The 18,805-nt window shown below is 64.1% G+C and carries 17 protein-coding genes and 2 tRNA genes; 5 read left to right on the forward strand and 14 right to left on the reverse strand.

All coding sequences use genetic code 11. The annotated features are described in order from the left end of the window. Window positions 1–4 precede the first annotated feature (4 nt). The 11 genes from NUU27_RS07390 to NUU27_RS07440 form a co-directional block, all read right to left on the reverse strand. Window positions 5–625, reverse strand: a complete 621-nt coding sequence (locus tag NUU27_RS07390) for an NADH-quinone oxidoreductase subunit J (protein ID WP_257761441.1) — start codon at window positions 623–625, stop codon at window positions 5–7. 121 nt (window positions 626–746) lie between these two features. Then, window positions 747–1,238 carry an NADH-quinone oxidoreductase subunit NuoI gene (gene nuoI / locus NUU27_RS07395; RefSeq protein ID WP_257761442.1) on the reverse strand — a complete coding sequence of 164 codons (492 nt, stop codon included), beginning with the start codon at window positions 1,236–1,238 and terminating at the stop codon, window positions 747–749. Between the two features lie 43 nt (window positions 1,239–1,281). Beyond that, window positions 1,282–2,325, reverse strand: a complete 1,044-nt coding sequence (gene nuoH, locus NUU27_RS07400) for an NADH-quinone oxidoreductase subunit NuoH (protein WP_257761443.1) — start codon at window positions 2,323–2,325, stop codon at window positions 1,282–1,284. Window positions 2,326–2,329: 4 nt separating this feature from the next. Then, a complete protein-coding gene (gene nuoG / locus NUU27_RS07405) occupies window positions 2,330–4,411 on the reverse strand; it encodes an NADH-quinone oxidoreductase subunit NuoG (protein ID WP_257761444.1) in 2,082 nt (693 codons plus the stop codon). A 47-nt stretch (window positions 4,412–4,458) separates the two neighbouring features. Then, a complete protein-coding gene (gene nuoF, locus NUU27_RS07410; RefSeq protein ID WP_257761445.1) occupies window positions 4,459–5,763 on the reverse strand; it encodes an NADH-quinone oxidoreductase subunit NuoF in 1,305 nt (434 codons plus the stop codon). Window positions 5,764–5,775: 12 nt separating this feature from the next. Continuing rightward, on the reverse strand, window positions 5,776–6,957 hold the full coding sequence (locus tag NUU27_RS07415; RefSeq protein WP_257761446.1) for an NADH-quinone oxidoreductase subunit E: 1,182 nt from the start codon (window positions 6,955–6,957) through the stop codon (window positions 5,776–5,778). Continuing rightward, a complete protein-coding gene (locus NUU27_RS07420) occupies window positions 6,958–8,148 on the reverse strand; it encodes an NADH-quinone oxidoreductase subunit D (protein ID WP_257761447.1) in 1,191 nt (396 codons plus the stop codon). Window positions 8,149–8,214: 66 nt separating this feature from the next. Continuing rightward, complete coding sequence (locus tag NUU27_RS07425; protein ID WP_257761448.1) at window positions 8,215–8,613, reverse strand: four helix bundle protein; 399 nt, start codon at window positions 8,611–8,613, stop codon at window positions 8,215–8,217. 21 nt (window positions 8,614–8,634) lie between these two features. Further along, window positions 8,635–9,237 (reverse strand): NADH-quinone oxidoreductase subunit C, encoded by a 603-nt coding sequence (locus tag NUU27_RS07430; protein WP_257761449.1) that lies wholly within the window; start codon window positions 9,235–9,237, stop codon window positions 8,635–8,637. A 9-nt stretch (window positions 9,238–9,246) separates the two neighbouring features. Next, entirely contained in the window at window positions 9,247–9,822 is a 576-nt protein-coding gene (locus NUU27_RS07435) for an NADH-quinone oxidoreductase subunit B family protein (protein WP_257761450.1), read from the reverse strand. Then, window positions 9,813–10,178, reverse strand: a complete 366-nt coding sequence (locus NUU27_RS07440) for an NADH-quinone oxidoreductase subunit A (protein WP_257761451.1) — start codon at window positions 10,176–10,178, stop codon at window positions 9,813–9,815. The genes NUU27_RS07435 and NUU27_RS07440 overlap by 10 nt, the downstream gene beginning before the upstream one ends. Before the next feature lie 365 nt (window positions 10,179–10,543). Here NUU27_RS07440 and NUU27_RS07445 point away from each other — a divergent pair, with 365 nt between their 5' ends. The 3 genes from NUU27_RS07445 (at window position 10,544) to NUU27_RS07455 (ending at window position 14,373) form a co-directional block, all read left to right on the forward strand. After that, entirely contained in the window at window positions 10,544–11,800 is a 1,257-nt protein-coding gene (locus NUU27_RS07445; protein ID WP_257761452.1) for a winged helix-turn-helix domain-containing protein, read from the forward strand. A 400-nt stretch (window positions 11,801–12,200) separates the two neighbouring features. Continuing rightward, window positions 12,201–12,629: a TadE/TadG family type IV pilus assembly protein gene (locus NUU27_RS07450; protein ID WP_257761453.1), complete on the forward strand. Its 429-nt coding sequence runs from the start codon at window positions 12,201–12,203 to the stop codon at window positions 12,627–12,629. Window position 12,630: 1 nt separating this feature from the next. Continuing rightward, window positions 12,631–14,373: a pilus assembly protein TadG-related protein gene (locus NUU27_RS07455; protein ID WP_257761454.1), complete on the forward strand. Its 1,743-nt coding sequence runs from the start codon at window positions 12,631–12,633 to the stop codon at window positions 14,371–14,373. 102 nt (window positions 14,374–14,475) lie between these two features. Here NUU27_RS07455 and NUU27_RS07460 read toward each other — a convergent pair. Further along, window positions 14,476–14,552: transfer RNA gene (locus tag NUU27_RS07460), tRNA-Asp, on the reverse strand. Between the two features lie 184 nt (window positions 14,553–14,736). Between NUU27_RS07460 and NUU27_RS07465 the strand changes: the two genes are divergently transcribed. Together NUU27_RS07465 and NUU27_RS07470 are read left to right on the forward strand one after the other, a co-directional pair. Then, window positions 14,737–14,812, forward strand: a tRNA-Val gene (locus NUU27_RS07465). Between the two features lie 82 nt (window positions 14,813–14,894). Next, a complete protein-coding gene (locus NUU27_RS07470) occupies window positions 14,895–15,266 on the forward strand; it encodes a GNAT family N-acetyltransferase (protein ID WP_257761455.1) in 372 nt (123 codons plus the stop codon). A gap of 183 nt (window positions 15,267–15,449) precedes the next feature. Here NUU27_RS07470 and hupB read toward each other — a convergent pair whose 3' ends face one another. After that, window positions 15,450–15,722 carry a DNA-binding protein HupB gene (hupB, locus tag NUU27_RS07475; RefSeq protein ID WP_257761456.1) on the reverse strand — a complete coding sequence of 91 codons (273 nt, stop codon included), beginning with the start codon at window positions 15,720–15,722 and terminating at the stop codon, window positions 15,450–15,452. Window positions 15,723–16,150: 428 nt separating this feature from the next. Beyond that, on the reverse strand, window positions 16,151–18,580 hold the full coding sequence (gene lon / locus NUU27_RS07480) for an endopeptidase La (RefSeq protein WP_257761457.1): 2,430 nt from the start codon (window positions 18,578–18,580) through the stop codon (window positions 16,151–16,153). Window positions 18,581–18,805 lie beyond the last annotated feature (225 nt).

An 18,805-nucleotide genomic window follows, 5' to 3' on the forward strand; every position in this document is an offset into this window, starting at 1 on the left:
ATGGTCAGATTCCCTCGCCCGTTTCGACTTTCCTGATCTCGATCGCCGTTTCGGGCGTGCGCGCGACCTGTGCGGAGATGTCCTGGCGCTTGACCCCCGCCTTGTGCCGCAGCGTCAGCACGATGGCGCCGATCATGGCGACCAGCAGCACCATGCCGGCGATCTGGAAGTAGTGGATGTAATCCGTGTAGAGGATGTCGCCGAGCGCCGCCGTGTTGTGGCGCACGGCGATCGGCGGCGCCGGCTTGGCGACGTCGCCGGCAAGGTCCGGCGCGAAGGCATAGCCGCCCAGCACCACCACCAGCTCGGCGGCCAGGATGATGCCGACCAGCGCGCCGACCGGCGCATATTGCAGCGCGCCCTGCTTCAGCTCGGCGAAGTCGACGTCGAGCATCATGACGACGAACAGGAAGAGCACCGCGACCGCGCCGACATAGACGACCAGCATGATGAAGGCGACGAACTCGGCCCCCGTCAAGAGGAACAGGCCGGCCGCGTTGAAGAAGGCGACGATCAGATAGAGCACCGAGTGCACGGGATTGCGCGCGGAAATGACCATAAAGGCCGCCGCGACGGTTAGGAAGGCGAAGAGATAGAAGAAGATCGCCTCAAGTCCTGTCAGCATGGTTCCCTCGGTACCTAGCCTGGCCGGGACGCAGCGTCCCGGTTCGATCCTGCGTCCCACCGGGCCGCAGATTTGCCGTGTGTTTAGACGAGCGCCCTGCCCCCGTCCACTCCTGTCGATATCACCTGTACGGTGCGTCCAAAGCTATGTTGCGCGCCAGCTCCCGCTCCCAGCGGTCGCCATTGGCGAGCAGCTTTTCCTTGTCGTAGTAAAGCTCCTCGCGCGTTTCCGTCGCGAACTCGAAATTCGGTCCCTCGACGATGGCATCGACCGGACAGGCCTCCTGGCAGAAGCCGCAATAGATGCACTTCACCATGTCGATGTCGTAGCGCACCGTACGGCGCGTGCCGTCGTTGCGGCGCGGGCCGGCCTCGATGGTGATGGCCTGCGCCGGGCAGATCGCCTCGCACAGCTTGCAGGCGATGCAGCGCTCCTCGCCGTTGGGATAACGGCGCAGCGCATGTTCGCCGCGGAAGCGCGGGCTGACCGGCCCCTTCTCATGCGGATAGTTCAGCGTCGCCTTGGGGGCGAAGAACTGGCGCATGGAGAGCACGACGGCTCCGACGAATTCTTTCAGAAGCAAGGATTTGGCTGCTTGAGCGAGCGCAGACATCACTATTCTCCGGCGCGCGTGGCGAAAACGGGCATCGTCATGATCATGCAAGCCCCGCGAACTTCAGGAACGCCGCCGTGGCGACGACCATGAACAGCGACAACGGCAGGAACACCTTCCAGCCAAGCCGCATGAGCTGATCGTAGCGGTAGCGCGGCACGAAGGACTTCACCAGGGCGAACATGAAGAACACCATGCACACCTTGAGGACGAACCAGATGACGCCCGGCACCCAGGTGAAGGGAGCGAAGTCGAAGGGCGGCAGCCAACCACCCAGGAACAGGATGGTGGTCAGCGCGCACATCAGGACGATGGCGACATACTCGCCCAGGAAGAAGAGCAGGAACGGCGTCGAGGAATATTCGATCATGTGACCGGCGACGAGTTCCGATTCGGCTTCCACGAGGTCGAAAGGCGGGCGGTTGGTCTCGGCGAGCGCCGAGATGAAGAACACGATGAACATCGGGAACAGGGCGAGCCAGTTCCAGTCGAGGAAGGTGTTCGGCAGGCCGAGCATGGTGCCGAGCCCGTCGCCCTGCGACAGAACGATGTCGGTCAGGTTGAGCGAGCCGACCGTCAGGAGCACCGTCACGATGACGAAACCGATGGAGACCTCGTAGGAGACCATCTGCGCGGCGGAACGCAAGGCGCCGAGGAACGGATATTTCGAGTTCGACGCCCAGCCGCCCATGATCACGCCATAGACTTCCAGCGAGGCGATGGCGAAGACGTAGAGGATGCCGATGTTGACGTCGGCGATCGCCCAGCCCTCGCTGACCGGAATCACCGCCCAGGCGGAAATGGCGAGCACCGCGGCCACCACCGGCGCCAGCAGGAACACGCCCTTGTTGGCGCCCGACGGGATGACCGGCTCCTTGAAGACGAACTTGAAGAGATCGGCGAACGCCTGGAACAGTCCCCACGGGCCCACGACGTTGGGGCCGCGGCGCAGCTGCACCGCCGCCCAGATCTTGCGGTCGGCATAAAGGATGTAGGCGACGAAGATCAGAAGGACGACGATCGCCGCCACCGACTTCAGGAGGATCAGCAGCCCGGGAAGGACGTAGGTTGCGAAGATGGTTTCCATGCGTCTACTCGGCCGCCTGTTTCAGTTCGCCCCGCGCCAGCGCCGAGCATTCGGCCATGACGGCGGAAGCGCGCGCGATCGGGTTGGTGAGGTAGAAGTCCCTCACCGCCGAGGTGAAGGGAGCCTTGGTGAGCCGTCCGCCAAGCTTGGCAAGGTTGCCGATGGCCGCCGCGTCCGCCGGGGCGATCGCATCGACCGCAGCGAAATGCCTGTGCTCCGCATAGAGCGCGGTGCGCAACGCGTTGAGCGAATCGAAGGGCAGCTTGTGGCCCAGCACGTCCGACAGGGCGCGCAGGATGGCCCAATCCTCCTTCGCCTCGCCCGGCGCGAAGCCGGCGCGGTTGGTCATCTGCACCCGCCCCTCGGTGTTGACGTAGGTGGCGGATTTTTCCGTGTAGGCGGCGGCCGGCAGGATGACGTCGGCGCGGTGCGCGCCGGCGTCTCCATGCGTGCCGATATAGACCGTGAAGGCGTCGCCGACGGCGTTCATGTCGATCTCGTCGGCGCCGAGCAGGAAAAGCACGTCCATGGCACCCACCATGCCCTTCACGTCCTTGCCGCCCTTTTCAGGCACGAAGCCGAGGTCGAGGCCGCCGACGCGGCTGGCCGCCGTGTGCAGCACGGCAAAGCCGTTCCACTCGGCCGAGACGGCCTTGACGCTTTCGGCCAGCCTGGCGGCAAGGCCGAGGACGGCTGCCCCGTCGGGGCGCGTCAGAGCGCCCTGGCCGACGATGATCATCGGCCGCTTGGCCTTCTTTAGGACGGAGGCGAACCTTGCCGAACCGTCGACCAATTCCTTGAGCGTCTCCGGTCCGGCGCCCAGCAGCTCGTAGTCGTAGCGCAGGTCGCCCATCTCGCCGATGACGCCGATCGGGAAATCGCCGGCGCGCCAGCGCTTGCGGATGCGCGCGTTGAGCACCGAGGCCTCGAAGCGCGGATTGGCGCCAATGATCAGCAGCGCGTCGGCATCCTCGATGCCCTCGATGGTCGGGTTGAAGACGTAGCCGGCGCGGCCGAACGCCGGGTCGAGGACGGTTCCGTCCTGGCGGCAATCGTAATTGGGCGAGCCTAGCGACTGCATCAGCTTCTTGAGCGCGTACATCTCCTCGACGCTCGCCAGGTCGCCGGCGATGGCACCGATCTTCTCCGGTGCCGCCTTGGCGACGGCCTTGGCGACCGCGTCGAACGCCTCCGCCCAGGTGGCCGGCTGCAGGCGCTTGCCCTTCTTCACATAGGGGCGGTCGAGGCGCTGGGTGCGCAAGCCGTCCCAGATGAAGCGGGTCTTGTCGGAAATCCACTCCTCGTTCACCGCTTCGTTGACGCGCGGCATGATGCGCATCACCTCGCGGCCACGCGTGTCGACGCGGATGGCCGAACCGACGGCATCCATCACGTCGATGGACTGGGTCTTGCCGAGCTCCCACGGGCGCGCCTGAAAGGCATAGGGCTTGGAGGTCAGCGCACCGACCGGGCACAGGTCGATGACGTTGCCCTGGAGCTCCGATGTCATCGCCTGCTCGAGATAGGTGGTGATCTCGGCATCCTCGCCGCGGCCGATCAGGCCAAGCTCGGAAATGCCAGCGATTTCAGTGGTGAAGCGGACGCAGCGCGTGCAGTGGATGCAGCGCGTCATGATCGTCTTGACGAGCGGGCCGATGTATTTGTCTTCCACCGCGCGCTTGTTCTCGTGGTAGCGCGAGGAATCGACGCCGAAGGCCATCGCCTGGTCCTGCAGGTCGCATTCGCCGCCCTGATCGCAGATCGGGCAATCGAGCGGATGGTTGATGAGCAGGAACTCCATCACGCCCTCGCGGGCCTTCTTGACCATCGGCGTGTTGGTGAAGATCTCCGGCGGCTCGCCGTTGGGGCCGGGGCGCAGGTCGCGCACGCCCATGGCGCAGGAGGCGGCCGGCTTGGGCGGCCCGCCCTTCACCTCGACAAGGCACATACGGCAGTTGCCGGCGATCGACAGGCGCTCATGGAAACAGAAGCGCGGCACCTCCGCGCCCGCCTCCTCGGCGGCCTGCAGCAGCGTGTAGTGATCGGGAACCTCGATCTCCGTGCCGTCGACTTTCAGTTTTGCCATGGTCGCTGTCCGCTTGCCTCTCGCCCCATCCGGAGCAAACTTCATTCTTACTCCGCCGCCACCAGCACCGGCCGGGCCTGGTGGGCGTTGCGGGTGAATTCGTCGATGCGCCGCTCGATCTCCGGGCGGAAATGGCGCACCAGGCCCTGGATCGGCCAGGCGGCCGCATCGCCAAGGGCGCAGATCGTGTGGCCTTCCACCTGCTTGGTCACGTCGAGCAGCATGTCGATCTCGTGCTTCTGCGCCTGGCCGACGACCAGACGCTCCATGACGCGCCACATCCAGCCGGTTCCCTCGCGGCACGGCGTGCACTGGCCGCAGCTCTCGTGCTTGTAGAAATACGACAGGCGCGCGATCGCCTTCACGATGTCGGTGGACTTGTCCATGACGATCACGGCGGCGGTGCCTAGGCCCGATTTCAACTCGCGCAGCGCGTCGAAATCCATCGGCGTGTCCATGATCTCATGTGCCGGCACCAGCGGCACCGAGGAGCCGCCGGGAATGACGGCGAGGAGATTGTCCCAGCCGCCGCGGATGCCGCCGCAATGGCGCTCGATCAGCTCGCGGAAGGGAATCGACATCTCCTCCTCCACCGTGCACGGGTTTTCCACGTGACCGGAGATGCAGAAGAGCTTGGTGCCCTTGTTGTTGTCGCGGCCGAAGGACGAGAACCATGAGGCGCCGCGCCGCAGGATCGTCGGCGCGACCGCGATGGATTCGACGTTGTTCACCGTGGTCGGGCAGCCGTAGAGGCCGACATTGGCCGGGAACGGCGGCTTCAGGCGCGGCTGGCCCTTCTTGCCCTCAAGGCTTTCCAGAAGCGCGGTTTCCTCGCCGCAGATATAGGCGCCGGCGCCGTGATGGACGAAGACGTCCATGTCCCAGCCGTTCTTGTTGTTCCTGCCGAGCAGGCCTGCTTCGTAAGCCTCATCAATGGCGCGCTGCAGCGCCTCGCGCTCGCGGATGAACTCGCCGCGCACATAGATGTAGGCCGCGTGGGCGCCCATGGCAAAGCCGGCGATCAGGCAGCCCTCGACCAGCGTGTGCGGATCATGGCGCATGATGTCGCGGTCCTTGCAGGTGCCGGGCTCGGACTCGTCCGCGTTGACGACGAGGTAATGCGGCCGCTCACCCGGCTCCTTCGGCATGAAGGACCATTTGAGGCCGGTCGGGAAGCCGGCGCCGCCGCGGCCGCGCAGACCCGACGCCTTCATCTCGTTGATGATCCAGTCGCGCCCCTTGTCGAGCAGCCCCTTGGTGTTGTCCCAGTGGCCGCGCGCCATGGCGCCCTTGAGCGACTGGTCGAACTGGCCATAGATGTTGGTAAAGATGCGGTCCTTGTCAGCTAGCATGGCTTACGTCCCTCACCGCGGCTTCTTGCCGAAGACCTTGATGTATTCGGCTTCGCCGCCCTTGGCGAGCGCCTTGGCCTGCTTGACCCAGTCCTCGCGTTCGATGCGGCCGTGGAATTTCAGATAGCCGTCGACCCATTCGCGCTCGGCCTTCTTCCAGGAAGCGACCTGCGCGTAGGTGAAGATGCCGAGATCGTGCAGGATGCCCTCGATCTTCGGACCGACGCCCGAAATCATCTTCAGATCGTCCGGCTCTGCCGGCCGGGTCACCGCCTGCGGCCGGTTCTTGTCGTCGAGCAGCTTCGCCGGCTCCGCCGTCCGGCGGCCGCTGTGGGACCGCACCCGGGTGGTCTTGCCGTCGTCTTCGGAAACGAGGTCGGCGGCGACGGCATTCTCCCGAGGCGGCTTGACGCTGGCGCGCTTCTCGCCGTTGCTCCTGCTCTTCATCGAAGACGGCGAGGCGACGGCCGCGTCCGTCTCGATGGCGTCGGTCTTCGGCTTGGCGGCCTTGGACGGCGGCACCTTCGTGCCCGAGCCTTTCGAGGCGGCGGCGCCCCTTGCATTGCCCTTGACGGTCACGGCCTTTTCGTCGGTCAGCGAGGTCAGGCCGCCCATCGGCGCCGAATAGAGCCGGTCGACCTGCGGGCCCGGCTTGATCGCGCCGCCCTTGCCGGCCTCGAAGGCGTCGATGATCTCGGCAAGGCGGGCCGGCGTCAGGTCCTCATAGGTGTCCTTGAAGATCATGACCATCGGCGCGTTGACGCAGGCGCCCTGGCACTCGACCTCTTCCCACGAGAGCGTGCCGCCCTCATTCGTATGGAAAGGCTCGGGATGGATCTTCGACTTGCACAGATCGATGAGATCGCCCGCCCCGCGCAGCATGCACGGCGTGGTGCCGCACACCTGGACATGGGCGCGGGTGCCGACGGGGGCGAGCTGGAACTGGGTGTAGAAGGTCGCCACCTCCAGAACGCGGATCAGCGGCATGTCGAGCATGCCGGCGACATGCTCGATGGCCGCCCGCGTGACCCAGCCTTCCTGTTCCTGCGCCAGCATCAGCAGCGGGATCACCGCCGACTGCTCGCGCCCCTTGGGATATTTCTTGATCCAGCGCTTCACCTCCGCGCCCATGGCACGGGAGAAGGCGAAGCTTTCGGGCTGGACGGCTTCGTCTGCAAGACGGCGGACTGACATTTATCTGTCTACCTCACCAAACACGATGTCGAGGGAGCCGAGCACGGCGGCGACGTCGGCCAAAAGATGGCCGCGGCACAGGAAATCCATGGCCTGGAGATGGGCAAAGCCCGGCGCGCGCAGCTTGCAGCGGTAGGGCTTGTTGGAGCCGTCGGAAACGAGATAGACGCCGAACTCGCCCTTCGGCGCCTCCACGGCGGCATACACCTCTCCCTCCGGCACGTGATAGCCTTCGGTGTAGAGCTTGAAGTGATGGATCAGCGCTTCCATCGAGCGCTTCATCTCGCCGCGCTTTGGCGGCACGACCTTGCCGTCCATGTTGGAGACGGGACCGGTGCGCTCGGCTCCCAGAAGGCGCTCGACGCACTGGCGCATGATCTTGGCCGACTGGCGCATCTCCTCCATGCGGATCAGGTAGCGGTCGTAGCAGTCGCCGTTCTTGCCGATCGGAATGTCGAAATCCATGTCCGGATAGCATTCGTAGGGCTGGCTCTTGCGCAGGTCCCAGGCAGCACCCGAGCCACGCACCATGACGCCGGAGAAGCCCCAGGCCCAGGCATCCTCCAGGCTGACCACGCCGATATCGACGTTGCGCTGCTTGAAGATGCGGTTGCCGGTGAGCAGATCGTCGAGATTGTCGACGGTCTCGAAGAACGGGTCGATCCAGTTGCCGATGTCCTCGACAAGCTTCTCGGGCAGGTCCTGATGTACGCCGCCCGGCCGGAAATAGGCCGCATGCATGCGCGCGCCGCAGGCCCGCTCATAAAACACCATCAGCTTCTCGCGCTCCTCGAAGCCCCACAGCGGCGGGGTGAGCGCGCCGACATCCAGCGCCTGGGTGGTGATGTTCAGGAGATGGTTCAGGATGCGGCCGATCTCGGAGTAGAGCACGCGGATCAACTGGCCGCGGATCGGCACGTCGATGCCGAGCAGCCGCTCCACGGCGAGCGCGAAAGCATGCTCCTGGTTCATCGGCGCGACATAGTCGAGCCGGTCGAAATACGGGATCGCCTGCAGATAGGTCTTGGCCTCGATCAGCTTCTCGGTGCCGCGGTGCAAGAGGCCGATATGCGGATCGACACGCTCGACCACCTCGCCGTCGAGCTCGAGCACCAGGCGCAGGACGCCATGCGCGGCCGGGTGCTGCGGGCCGAAATTGATGTTGAAGTTGCGGACGGAGGTTTCAGGCATCGAAGCGCGCTCCAGCAACGGGATTGCGGAGTGAAAGGTGAATAGTGAATGGTGAATAGTGAATGGTCATGCATCACCTCTTCCGCGCTCCAACGAGCGTATGAACGACACCAGCATCTTCCCCAGCTTCTCGTATCTGGCTTCAAGCCCGCGCGTCTGGCCTTCGTTGAGCAGACCAACACGTGCGGCAAGAAGAGTGTGCGTCTCAAGTTCCTTTAGCGACCCCTGAGCAACACGCAAAAATTGGACGAACACCTTTCTCTGCGCTCGTCCAAATCCTTCAGCAATATTCGCAGGAATCGAAGTCGCAGCCCGACGCATCTGGGAAGTCATCCCAAACATTTCGTCGCGCGGAAACGTGCGCGTGATTGTGTAGATGTCGACCGCGATATCCATCGAATCCTTCCAGACGTTCAAGTCACGATAATCGTGGATCTTTTCCCGCTCTGGTTTGGCCTCTTCCATTCACTATTCACTATTCACCATTCACTCTTTCGCCTTCTCATCGCCCGGCAGGACGTAGTCCGTCCCTTCCCAGGGCGAGAGGAAATCGAAATTGCGGAACTCCTGCCTGAGATCGACCGGCTCGTAGACGACGCGCTTTGCGTCGTCGTCGTAGCGAACCTCGACGAAGCCCGTCAGCGGGAAGTCCTTGCGCAGCGGGTGCCCCTCGAAACCGTAGTCGGTGAGGATGCGGCGCAGGTCCGGATGGCCGGTGAAGAGCACGCCGTAGAGATCGTAGATCTCGCGCTCGAACCAGTTGGCCGCCGGGAAGACCTCGACGACGGACGGGACCGGAGCGTCCTCATCCGTCGACACCTTGACGCGGACGCGCTGGTTCTGGCGCGGCGACAGGAGGTGGTAGACCACCTCGAAACGCTTGTCGCGGGCCGGGTAATCGACGCCCGAAATGTCGACAAAGGCGTAGAACTGGCACTGTACGTCGCTCTTCAGGAAGGTCAGCACGTCGATAATGTCGCCCGGCTCGACCAGGAAGGTCAGTTCGCCATAGGCGACGACCGCGTCCTGAATCTGCGCGTCGAGCTTTTCCGTGACGTAGGCCGCCAGGTCCTTCAGCGCTTCGCTCATCATCCGCCTCTAACGTTCGATCGTGCCGGTGCGCCGGATCTTCTTCTGCAACAGAAGAATGCCGTAGAGCAGCGCTTCCGCGGTGGGCGGACAGCCGGGCACATAGATGTCGACGGGCACGACGCGATCGCATCCGCGCACCACCGAATAGGAATAGTGATAGTAGCCGCCGCCATTGGCGCAGGAGCCCATGGAGATGACGTAGCGCGGCTCCGGCATCTGGTCGTAGACCTTGCGCAACGCCGGCGCCATCTTGTTGGTGAGCGTGCCGGCGACGATCATCACATCCGACTGGCGCGGCGAGGCGCGCGGCGCGATGCCGAAGCGCTCGGCGTCGTAGCGCGGCATGGAGACATGCATCATCTCCACCGCGCAGCAGGCGAGACCGAAGGTCATCCACATCAGCGAGCCGGTGCGCGCCCAGGTGATCAGGGCTTCGGACGAGGTGACGAGGAACCCCTTGTCGGAGAGTTCGGCGTTGACGCCTGCGTAAAACGGATCGTCCGCGCCGACCGGATTTCCGGTGCGGGGATCGATCAGCCCCTTGGGCGCGGGCGCCACGAGCGTGCCTTGGTTCAATCCCATTCCAGCGCTCCCTTCTTCCATTCATAGACGAAGCCGATGGTCAGCACCGCGAGGAACACCATCATCGACCAGAAGCCCAGCCAGCCGATCTGGCCGAAGGAGACCGCCCAGGGAAAGAGGAACGCCACTTCCAGGTCGAAGATGATGAACAGGATCGACACCAGATAGAAACGCACGTCGAACTTCATGCGGGCATCGTCGAAGGCGTTGAAGCCGCACTCATAGGCCGACAGCTTCTCCGGGTCCGGATTGCGGTAGGCCACCAGGAAAGGGGCCGCCACCAGCGCGAGAGCCACGATGAGCGCCACGCCGATGAAGATGACTATGGGTAGGTATGAACTCAGAAGCTCATTCATGGTCCGACTTTCCGTTGCCCGCCGCGGGCGAGGCTGCGTATCGAGGCCCGAGACCGGCTCAGTGCGCCCTTCAGCCGAGGCAGCAAGGCTAGGCTCATGTTGCAACGCGGCGAGGGTTAGCGCAGGGCGCTTGGCGACGCAAGTCAAACCTTGGCGGGAATGCGGCATTGTGAGGCGCATCCGCGACGGTTCTGGCCAAACGACGGCTTGTGCACAGCCCTCACCCTTCACCTAATCGACGGGCCGCCCATGTAAAGCCCCCGATTTCATGTCAGGAGACTCGCGCTCCAGGGCGGCAAATGGGTGGCGGACGGGCTGGCGGGCGTTTACCTCTTTTTGAAAAGAATTGGCAGTGACGGAATCTGATGATGCAGAAGGAACGGCTGACGCCCGGCGAGGTGCGGCGAATCGCCCTTGGGGCACAAGGATTTGCCGACCGCGTTCCGGAAACGGAGGTCACGCGCAAGCACGCACGGCGCGTGCTGGACCGTGTTGGGCTGCTGCAGATCGATTCCGTCAACGTGGTGGCGCGCGCGCATCTGATGCCGCTGTTCTCGCGGCTCGGCCCCTACCCCACTGACCTGCTCGAGCGCGCCCAGTCGCGCAAGCCGCGCATGCTGTTCGAATATTGGGCGCACGAGGCCTCGCTGCTGCCGGTGGAGACGCAGCCGCTGCTGCGCTGGCGCATGGAGCGGGCCGAGGCCGGCGAAGGCATCTACAAGGGCCTGGCGCATTTCGGCCGCACCAAGCGCACCTTCATCGAATCCATCTATGAGGAGGTCGCGGCGCGCGGTCCGCTCGCCGCCTCGGCCTTCGACGGCGAGAAGGGCAGCGGCGGCTGGTGGGGCTGGAGCGACACGAAGCGTGCCCTCGAATGGCTGTTCTGGGCGGGGCGCATCACCACCCATTCGCGGCGGCCGAGCTTCGAGCGGCTCTACGATCTCCCCGAACGCGTGCTTCCGCCTTCGGTCGTCGACACGCCGACGCCGCCGGTCGAGGACGCGCAGCGCGGCCTGATGGCGATCGCCGCGCGGGCCCTGGGCGTCGCCACGGAAAGCGACCTGCGCGACTATTTTCGCCTCTCCCCCGCAGACAGCAAGGCGCGCCTTGGCGAGCTCGTCGAAGAGGGCGCCGTGCTGCCGGTCGAGATCAAGGGGTGGCGAAACCAGGCGTATCTGCATCGCGACGCGCAGATGCCACGCAGGATCCGCCGCGCCGCCCTGCTCGCCCCGTTCGATCCGGTGGTCTGGGAGCGCTCGCGCGCCGAGCGCATCTTCGGTTTCCACTACCGCATCGAGATCTATACCCCCGCCCACAAGCGCACCCACGGCTATTACGTGCTGCCCTTCCTGCTCGGTGAGCGGATCGTCGCCCGCGTGGACCTCAAGGCCGACCGTGCCGGCCGCCGTCTCAGCGTCCGGGCGGCGCACCAGGAGACCGGCGCGCCGCAGGACACGGCCGAAGCGCTTGCCGGCGAGCTCCGGCGCATGGCCACATGGCTCGGTCTCGACGATGTCGACGTGACCCACAAGGGCGACCTCGCCGGCAAGCTTGGCGCCGCCCTCACCTCGCACGACACCGCTCCGGAACGGAAATTCCATAGGACGCGCCGCCGTGCATGAAATTTCCAAGAGAGACCAGGGCACTGGGAAGCGTGGAGAAAAACGTTCCCCGATCCTCGGGACATTTCGGCGCAGGAGAAAGACCGAGCGACGGTCCGCCGGAACGCGCTCGTATCCGGCAGGGGTTCGCGACATTCAATTCCCGGCTGTGGTTCCGCGAGGCGGAATCGTCTCAACAGCCTTCAGATCAAGGAATCCTCGCCCGACAAGAATCCGGCGGTGGCCTCTTGCATAACTTTAAGTTGTTTCCTAAGATGTTTAGACAAGACAATTTGAAGTTGTAAGAATAGAAAGTATGTAATCTTAGATTGCAAAAATCTATATTAGAAGCCAATCCCGATATTTATTCTTTGTTTATTCCTCCTCCCGAATCCTCCCGAAGGGCTTGGGAGTATGTGTTGTGCAAAAGAATCATTCTCTTCGATTCCTGAATCGAACAGACGGCGCAGCGGCGCTTGAATTCGCAATCATCGCACCGGTCTTTTTCCTGACGGTGTTTTCCATGATCGCCTACGGCATCTATCTCGGGGCCGCTCACTCCGTGCAGCAATTGAGTGCGGATGCGGCCCGGGCGGCGGTCGCGGGGCTGTCGCAGTCGGAACGGCAAAGCCTGGCCGAGAATTTTATCGAAAAATCGACCATGCATCATCCGTTCATCGATGCGCACAAGCTTAAGATCGCCGCGGTCGACGACGCGACGAACCCGAACCAGTTCACCGTGACGCTGAAATACGACGCGCGGGATCTGCCGATCTGGTCTTTGTATTCCTATGCGATGCCGGGCAAGGAGATCACCGGCTTTTCGACCATAAGGCTGGGAGGGATGTGACATGGCCTCCATCTTCCTCGCTCATCTGCGGGCCTTGCTGCGCGACCGGCGCGCCAATGTCGCCACGCTGTTCGCGCTGATCCTGCCGGTGATGATCGGTTGCCTCGCACTGGGCGTCGACTACGGAAACCTCACGCTGCAGCAGCGCAGGCTGCAGAAGACGGCCGACCTTGCCTCCATCATCGCCGCGGCGGACATCAGGAACGCCGAAAAGGCGGTCGCCAAGTTCTTCGCCCTGAACAACGAGAAGATCGCCGTCGAGACCTCAGACGGGCTGCTGCTCGACGACCGGTATCTCTCGGCGGAAGACCATCTCGAACAGGCCAGGAACGGCATAGCCCGCCTCGTGCGCGGCCGTTACTTCGCCGACCCCTCGATTGCCACCAGCCTGCGTTTCGTCGAGATGGCGACGTCCCCGGACGCCGCCAAGGTGATGATCCGCAAGCAGGGCGTGCTCTATTTCGGCTCCCTCTTCACCAGCGCGCCGGAAATCGGCGTGGTCGGGACGGCCTCGGCGGAAAAGCTCGCCGGCTTCTCGATCGGCTCGCGCCTCGCCAGCCTCGACGGAGGCATCCTGAACGGCGTTCTCGGCCAGCTGCTCGGCACCACCATCTCGCTGAAGGCGATGGACTACGAGGCGCTGCTTGATGCGGACGTCAACGTGCTGTCGTTCCTCCAGGTGCTGGCGACGCGGCTCAACCTGACCGCCCTGACCTATGACCAGATCCTGGCAACGGACCTGACCTTGCCGCAGCTGCTTTCCTCGCTCCGCTTGACGAGCGGCGTGCCGCCTGCGGTGCAGGCCGTGCTGCGCACGCTGGAGACCGCCACCTCCAAGAACGCCAGCACCTTCAAGCTCGAAAAGCTCCTGAACCTCGACCCGAAGGGACCGCTGACCATCGCCACGGACGCCCCCTGGGAGATGAAGATCGGCGTGCTCGAGATGATCACCGCCGCAGCGGCCCTGTCGAACGGCGACACGCAGATCAGCATCGACAGCGGCATCAACCTGCTCGGTCTCGGGGCGATCAGGATCAACCTGGCGATCGGAGAGCCGCCCGTGGGGACGCCGAGCCATGCCCTGGCACCGATCGGCACTGCGGTCCGCACCGCCCAGACGCGCCTGAAGGTCGAGATCGAGATCAGCGGGCTGCAGTTGCTCGCCGGCACCAAGATCCGCCTGCCGCTCTATGTGGAGGTGGCGCATGCGGAGGCGCGCATCGCCGATATCCAATGCAGCCCCTCCTCCGCCACCGGCGGCAGCGTCGCCATCGATGCCGTGCCCGGGGTCCTGGAAATCGCCATCGGCAACGTGGATCCATCCGTGCTGTCGAACTTCTCCACCGGGGCCCGGGTGACCCGGGCCGAGCTGGTGAACGCCGCGGGCCTCGTCAAGATCACCGGCATCGCCCATGTGGAAAGCAAGAACCTCCAGATGAGCCGCCTCAACTTCTCCAGCTCCGACATCCTGCAGGGCCGGGTGAAGACCGTGTCGACCAAGGACATCATCGGCTCGATCACCGCGACGCTGCTCGGCAAGCTCGATCTCGACGTTCGCGTCCTGACGCTGTCGCTCGGCCTCGAGCCCCTGTTCAAGGCGGCGCTTGCCGCGACCCTGTCGAGCGTCGCCGCGCCCGTCGACGCGCTGCTCTACAACGTCCTGGCGCTGGCCGGCGTCAAGGTCGGCGAGGTGGATGTGCGGGTGACCGGCGTCAATTGCGAGCGCCCGGTGCTCGTCCAGTAGGTCGTTCTTGGGGTAGAGTCGGTAAAAGGGGATTAGGAGGCGGAAGTGCCGGTCCGGCCTTCCTGCTTCGCGCGATCGCCACTTCTCTATCTGATTGAAAAGTGGCGCGAGTGACGGGGCTCGAACCCGCGACCTCCGGCGTGACAGGCCGGCACTCTAACCAACTGAGCTACACCCGCGCTTGAGGCGTTGCGCCGAAGCAGCAACGCGTCGATGGGCGGTGAATTAGGCGGTTCTTGAGGGCCTGTCAAGCAGGCTCATCGCGCTTTGTCGTACTTTGTTGCGATTGTCCCAAACGGCGCCGCCGAAACCGATTTTTGCTTGCGATCCGAGCCCGAACCTCCTAAACGGACCGCTTGGAACGGGCGATTAGCTCAGTTGGTAGAGCGCTTCGTTTACACCGAAGATGTCGGCAGTTCGAGCCTGTCATCGCCCACCATTCGCCTCGCCGCGCAACAGCCGATCCGGCACCTGGCCGCGGCCCCCTTGCCGCCCGCAGCCGGTTTCGCATGGAGGCGATCGTGCCCCAGATTCGCAGCGCACGAGAAGACGATCTTCCCAGCCTCCTCGACATCTGGCGGCGCTCGGTGCGCGCCACACACGATTTCCTCTCGCAGGAGGATTTTCGCGCCATCGAGGCCGACGTCGCGGAAACCTATCTGCCGAATGCGACGCTCTGGGTGATGGCGGATGCGGACGATTCGCCGCTGGCCTTCCTGGGCCTCAGCGGCGCGCATGTCGACAGCCTGTTCGTCGACCCTGCGGAACGCGGAAAGGGCCACGGATCGCGGCTGATCGGCCACGCCCGGCGCATCGCCGGCCGGCTGACGCTCGACGTCAACGAGCAGAACGAGCAGGCCTCGGCTTCTATCGCAGGATGGGTTTCCGGGTGACGGGACGCTCCGAGCGCGATGGCGACGGCCGCCCCTACCCGCTCCTGCGCATGGAGCTGTGGCGCTGACGCTTATCGCCGTCTGATGGCCGAGGCGCGGCGCCCTCGGCCCGGCCCGCAAGCGGCAGGCAAAAGAAAAGCCGGGCTGAGACCCGGCTTTTCTTGCAGTCCTTGGCGGATGCGATCAGTTGACCGCGTCCTTCAGGCCCTTGCCGGCCGAGAATTTCGGCACGTTGCGGGCCGGAATCTGGACGGTGGCACCGGTCTGCGGGTTGCGGCCCGTGGAGGCCTCACGACGCGAAACCGAGAAGTTGCCGAAGCCGACGAGGCGCACGTCCCCACCCTTCTTCAGTTCGCCCTCGATGACGGAGAAAACCGCATCGACCGCGGACTGGGCGTCGCTCTTGGAGAGGTTTGCCTCTTCAGCGACTGCGGATACGAGCTCGTTCTTGTTCATGTAATTACCCCTTCCTGATAAGGGCCGAATGATGCGACTCACTCGGCTCGGCATACTCTAGGGAGAAGTGTTGTTACGACCAAGCAAGAAAAGCTTGAAAAACCTCTGAAACCCCATGTTTTCCGGGGTTTTCGACAGAAAAACCGGGCGCTGGAGCGCCGTGCGTCCCTTTGGACGCACAAAGAACGCTCTATCTCTTGATTTTCCGCATTTATGCGGACGTCAGGTGTTTCCACCTGACTGCAAAATGCTATAGCGCCCGGCTTTTCAAGTTTTCCCGTCTGCCGCTGCCTCTGGAGACCGAAACGCCCCCTGCAGCAGGGTCTGACGCATCGGCCCGGAGATCGAAATCGATTTCCGGGCCGATGCACAGTTTCAAGAACTTGCGGCGTCCTTTGTGCGTCCATTCGGACGTGCGGCGCTGCAGGTCAGTGGGCGACCGTCTGACCCTCGGCCTCCGCGCCGACGTCCACCTTGGCGGCATTGTCGACCGGCTCGACCCATTCGATGGGCTCCGGACGGCGGGTCAGCGCATGTTCGAGAACCTCGCCGACGCGGCTGACCGGGACGATCTCGAGACCGTTCTTCACGTTCTCGGGAATGTCGGCCAGGTCCTTGGCGTTCTCTTCGGGGATCAGCACCTTCTTGATGCCGCCGCGCAGGGCCGCGAGCAGCTTCTCCTTCAGGCCGCCGATCGGCAGCACGCGTCCGCGCAGCGTGATCTCGCCGGTCATGGCGATGTCCTTGCGAACCGGGATGCCGGTCATGATCGAGACGATCGCCGTGGCCATGGCGACACCCGCCGAGGGGCCATCCTTGGGCGTCGCGCCTTCCGGCACGTGCACGTGGATGTCCTTCTTGTCGAAGACGGGCGGCTCAATGCCGAAATCGACGGCCCGCGAACGGACGTAGGACGCCGCCGCCGAGATCGATTCCTTCATCACGTCGCGCAGATTCCCGGTAACGGTCATCTTGCCCTTGCCGGGCATCATCACGCCCTCGATGGTGAGCAATTCGCCGCCGACCTCAGTCCAGGCAAGGCCCGTGACGACGCCCACCTGATCCTCGCCCTCGGCCTGACCGAAGCGGAAGCGCGGCACGCCCAGATAGTCGGCAAGGTTCTTTTCCGTCACCTTGACGGACTTCTTGCCGCCATCCTTCTTGGCGTTGCGCAGGATCTCCGTCACCGCCTTGCGCGCCAGCTTCATCAGCTCGCGCTCGAGGTTGCGCACGCCGGCTTCCCGCGTGTAGGTGCGGATGATCTCCTGCAGCGCGCCATCGCTGACCGAGAACTCCTTGGGCTCCAGCGCATGCTCGCGGATCGCCTTGGGCAGCAGATGCCGCTTGGCGATCTCCACCTTCTCATCCTCGGTGTAGCCGGCGATGCGGATGATCTCCATGCGGTCCATCAGCGCCGGCGGGATGTTGAGCGTGTTCGCCGTGGTGACGAACATCACGCTCGACAGGTCGTATTCCACCTCGAGGTAGTGATCCATGAAGGTGGCGTTCTGCTCCGGATCCAGAACCTCGAGCAGCGCCGAGGACGGATCGCCGCGGAAATCCATGCCCATCTTGTCGATCTCGTCGAGCAGGAAGAGCGGGTTGGACTTCTTGGCCTTCTTCATGGACTGGATCACCTTGCCCGGCATGGAGCCGATATAGGTGCGCCGGTGTCCGCGGATCTCGGCCTCGTCGCGCACGCCGCCGAGCGCCATGCGCACGAATTCGCGGCCAGTCGCCTTGGCGATCGACTTGCCGAGCGAGGTCTTGCCGACGCCGGGAGGGCCGACGAGGCACAGGATCGGGCCCTTCAGCTTCTTCTGCCGGCTCTGCACGGCGAGATATTCGACGATGCGCTCCTTGACCTTCTCGAGGCCGAAATGGTCGGCGTCCAGCACCTCCTCGGCAAAGGCCAGGTCCTGCTTGACCTTGCTCGGCCTCCTCCACGGCAGCGAAAGCAGCCAGTCGAGATAGTTGCGCACGACGGTCGCCTCGGCCGACATGGGCGACATGGTCTTGAGCTTCTTCAGCTCGGCCTCGGCCTTCTCGCGCGCTTCCTTGGTGAGCTTGGTCTTGGCGATGCGCTCCTCGAGCTCGGCGGCCTCGTTGCGGCCGTCCTCGCCCTCGCCGAGCTCCTTCTGGATCGCCTTCATCTGCTCGTTGAGGTAGTACTCGCGCTGCGTCTTCTCCATCTGGCGCTTGACGCGCGAGCGGATGCGCTTTTCCACCTGCAGGACGGAGATCTCGGCTTCCATGAAGCCCATGGCCTTTTCCAGCCGCTCACGCACGGAGAGCGTGGCGAGCATTTCCTGCTTCTCGGGAATCTTGATCGCCAGATGCGAGGCCACCGTGTCGGCCAGCTTCGAGTAATCCTCGATCTGGCTCGCCGTGCCCACCACTTCGGGCGAGATCTTCTTGTTGAGCTTCACGTAGTTCTCGAAGTCGGAGACCACCGAGCGCGCCAGCGCCTCGATCTCCACCTCGTCTTCCTCGGGCTCGGGCAGCAGCTCGGCATAGGCCTCGTGAAAGTCCTCGCGCTCGGTGAAGCTCTTCACCCGGGCGCGCGAGGTGCCCTCGACGAGCACCTTGACGGTGCCGTCCGGCAGCTTCAGGAGCTGCAGCACATTGGCCAGCGTGCCGACGTCGTAGATGCCGCTCGGCTCCGGATCGTCGTCGGCGGCGTTCATCTGGGTGGCGAGCAGGATCTGCCGTTCGGCCCCCATCACCTCTTCCAGCGCCTTGATCGACTTGTCGCGGCCGACAAAGAGCGGAACGATCATGTGCGGGAAAACCACGATATCCCGGAGAGGCAACACAGGATACAGCGTTTCGCCGGCAGTCTTGGGGGATTGCGTCATTTTTCAGCCTTTCATACCGCGACCGCTCAAGAGCCGATCGCGGACCAGAGTCTAAACGGCCAGAGTGTTATCCGCCAGAAGCATCCGCATTTTTGCGCAATGCAAGGTCGGAGGCCACCCCACCATTTTTCCTCCCTTAGTTGGAGGCGCCGGTCGGTGAGATCAAGTGCCGGCATGCGATGCCGAAACAATCAGCCGGCAAAATCCACCGGACAGGCGCCTGCC

The organism is Nitratireductor sp. ZSWI3 (assembly GCF_024655565.1).
In the GTDB taxonomy this organism is placed as follows: domain Bacteria; phylum Pseudomonadota; class Alphaproteobacteria; order Rhizobiales; family Rhizobiaceae; genus Nitratireductor.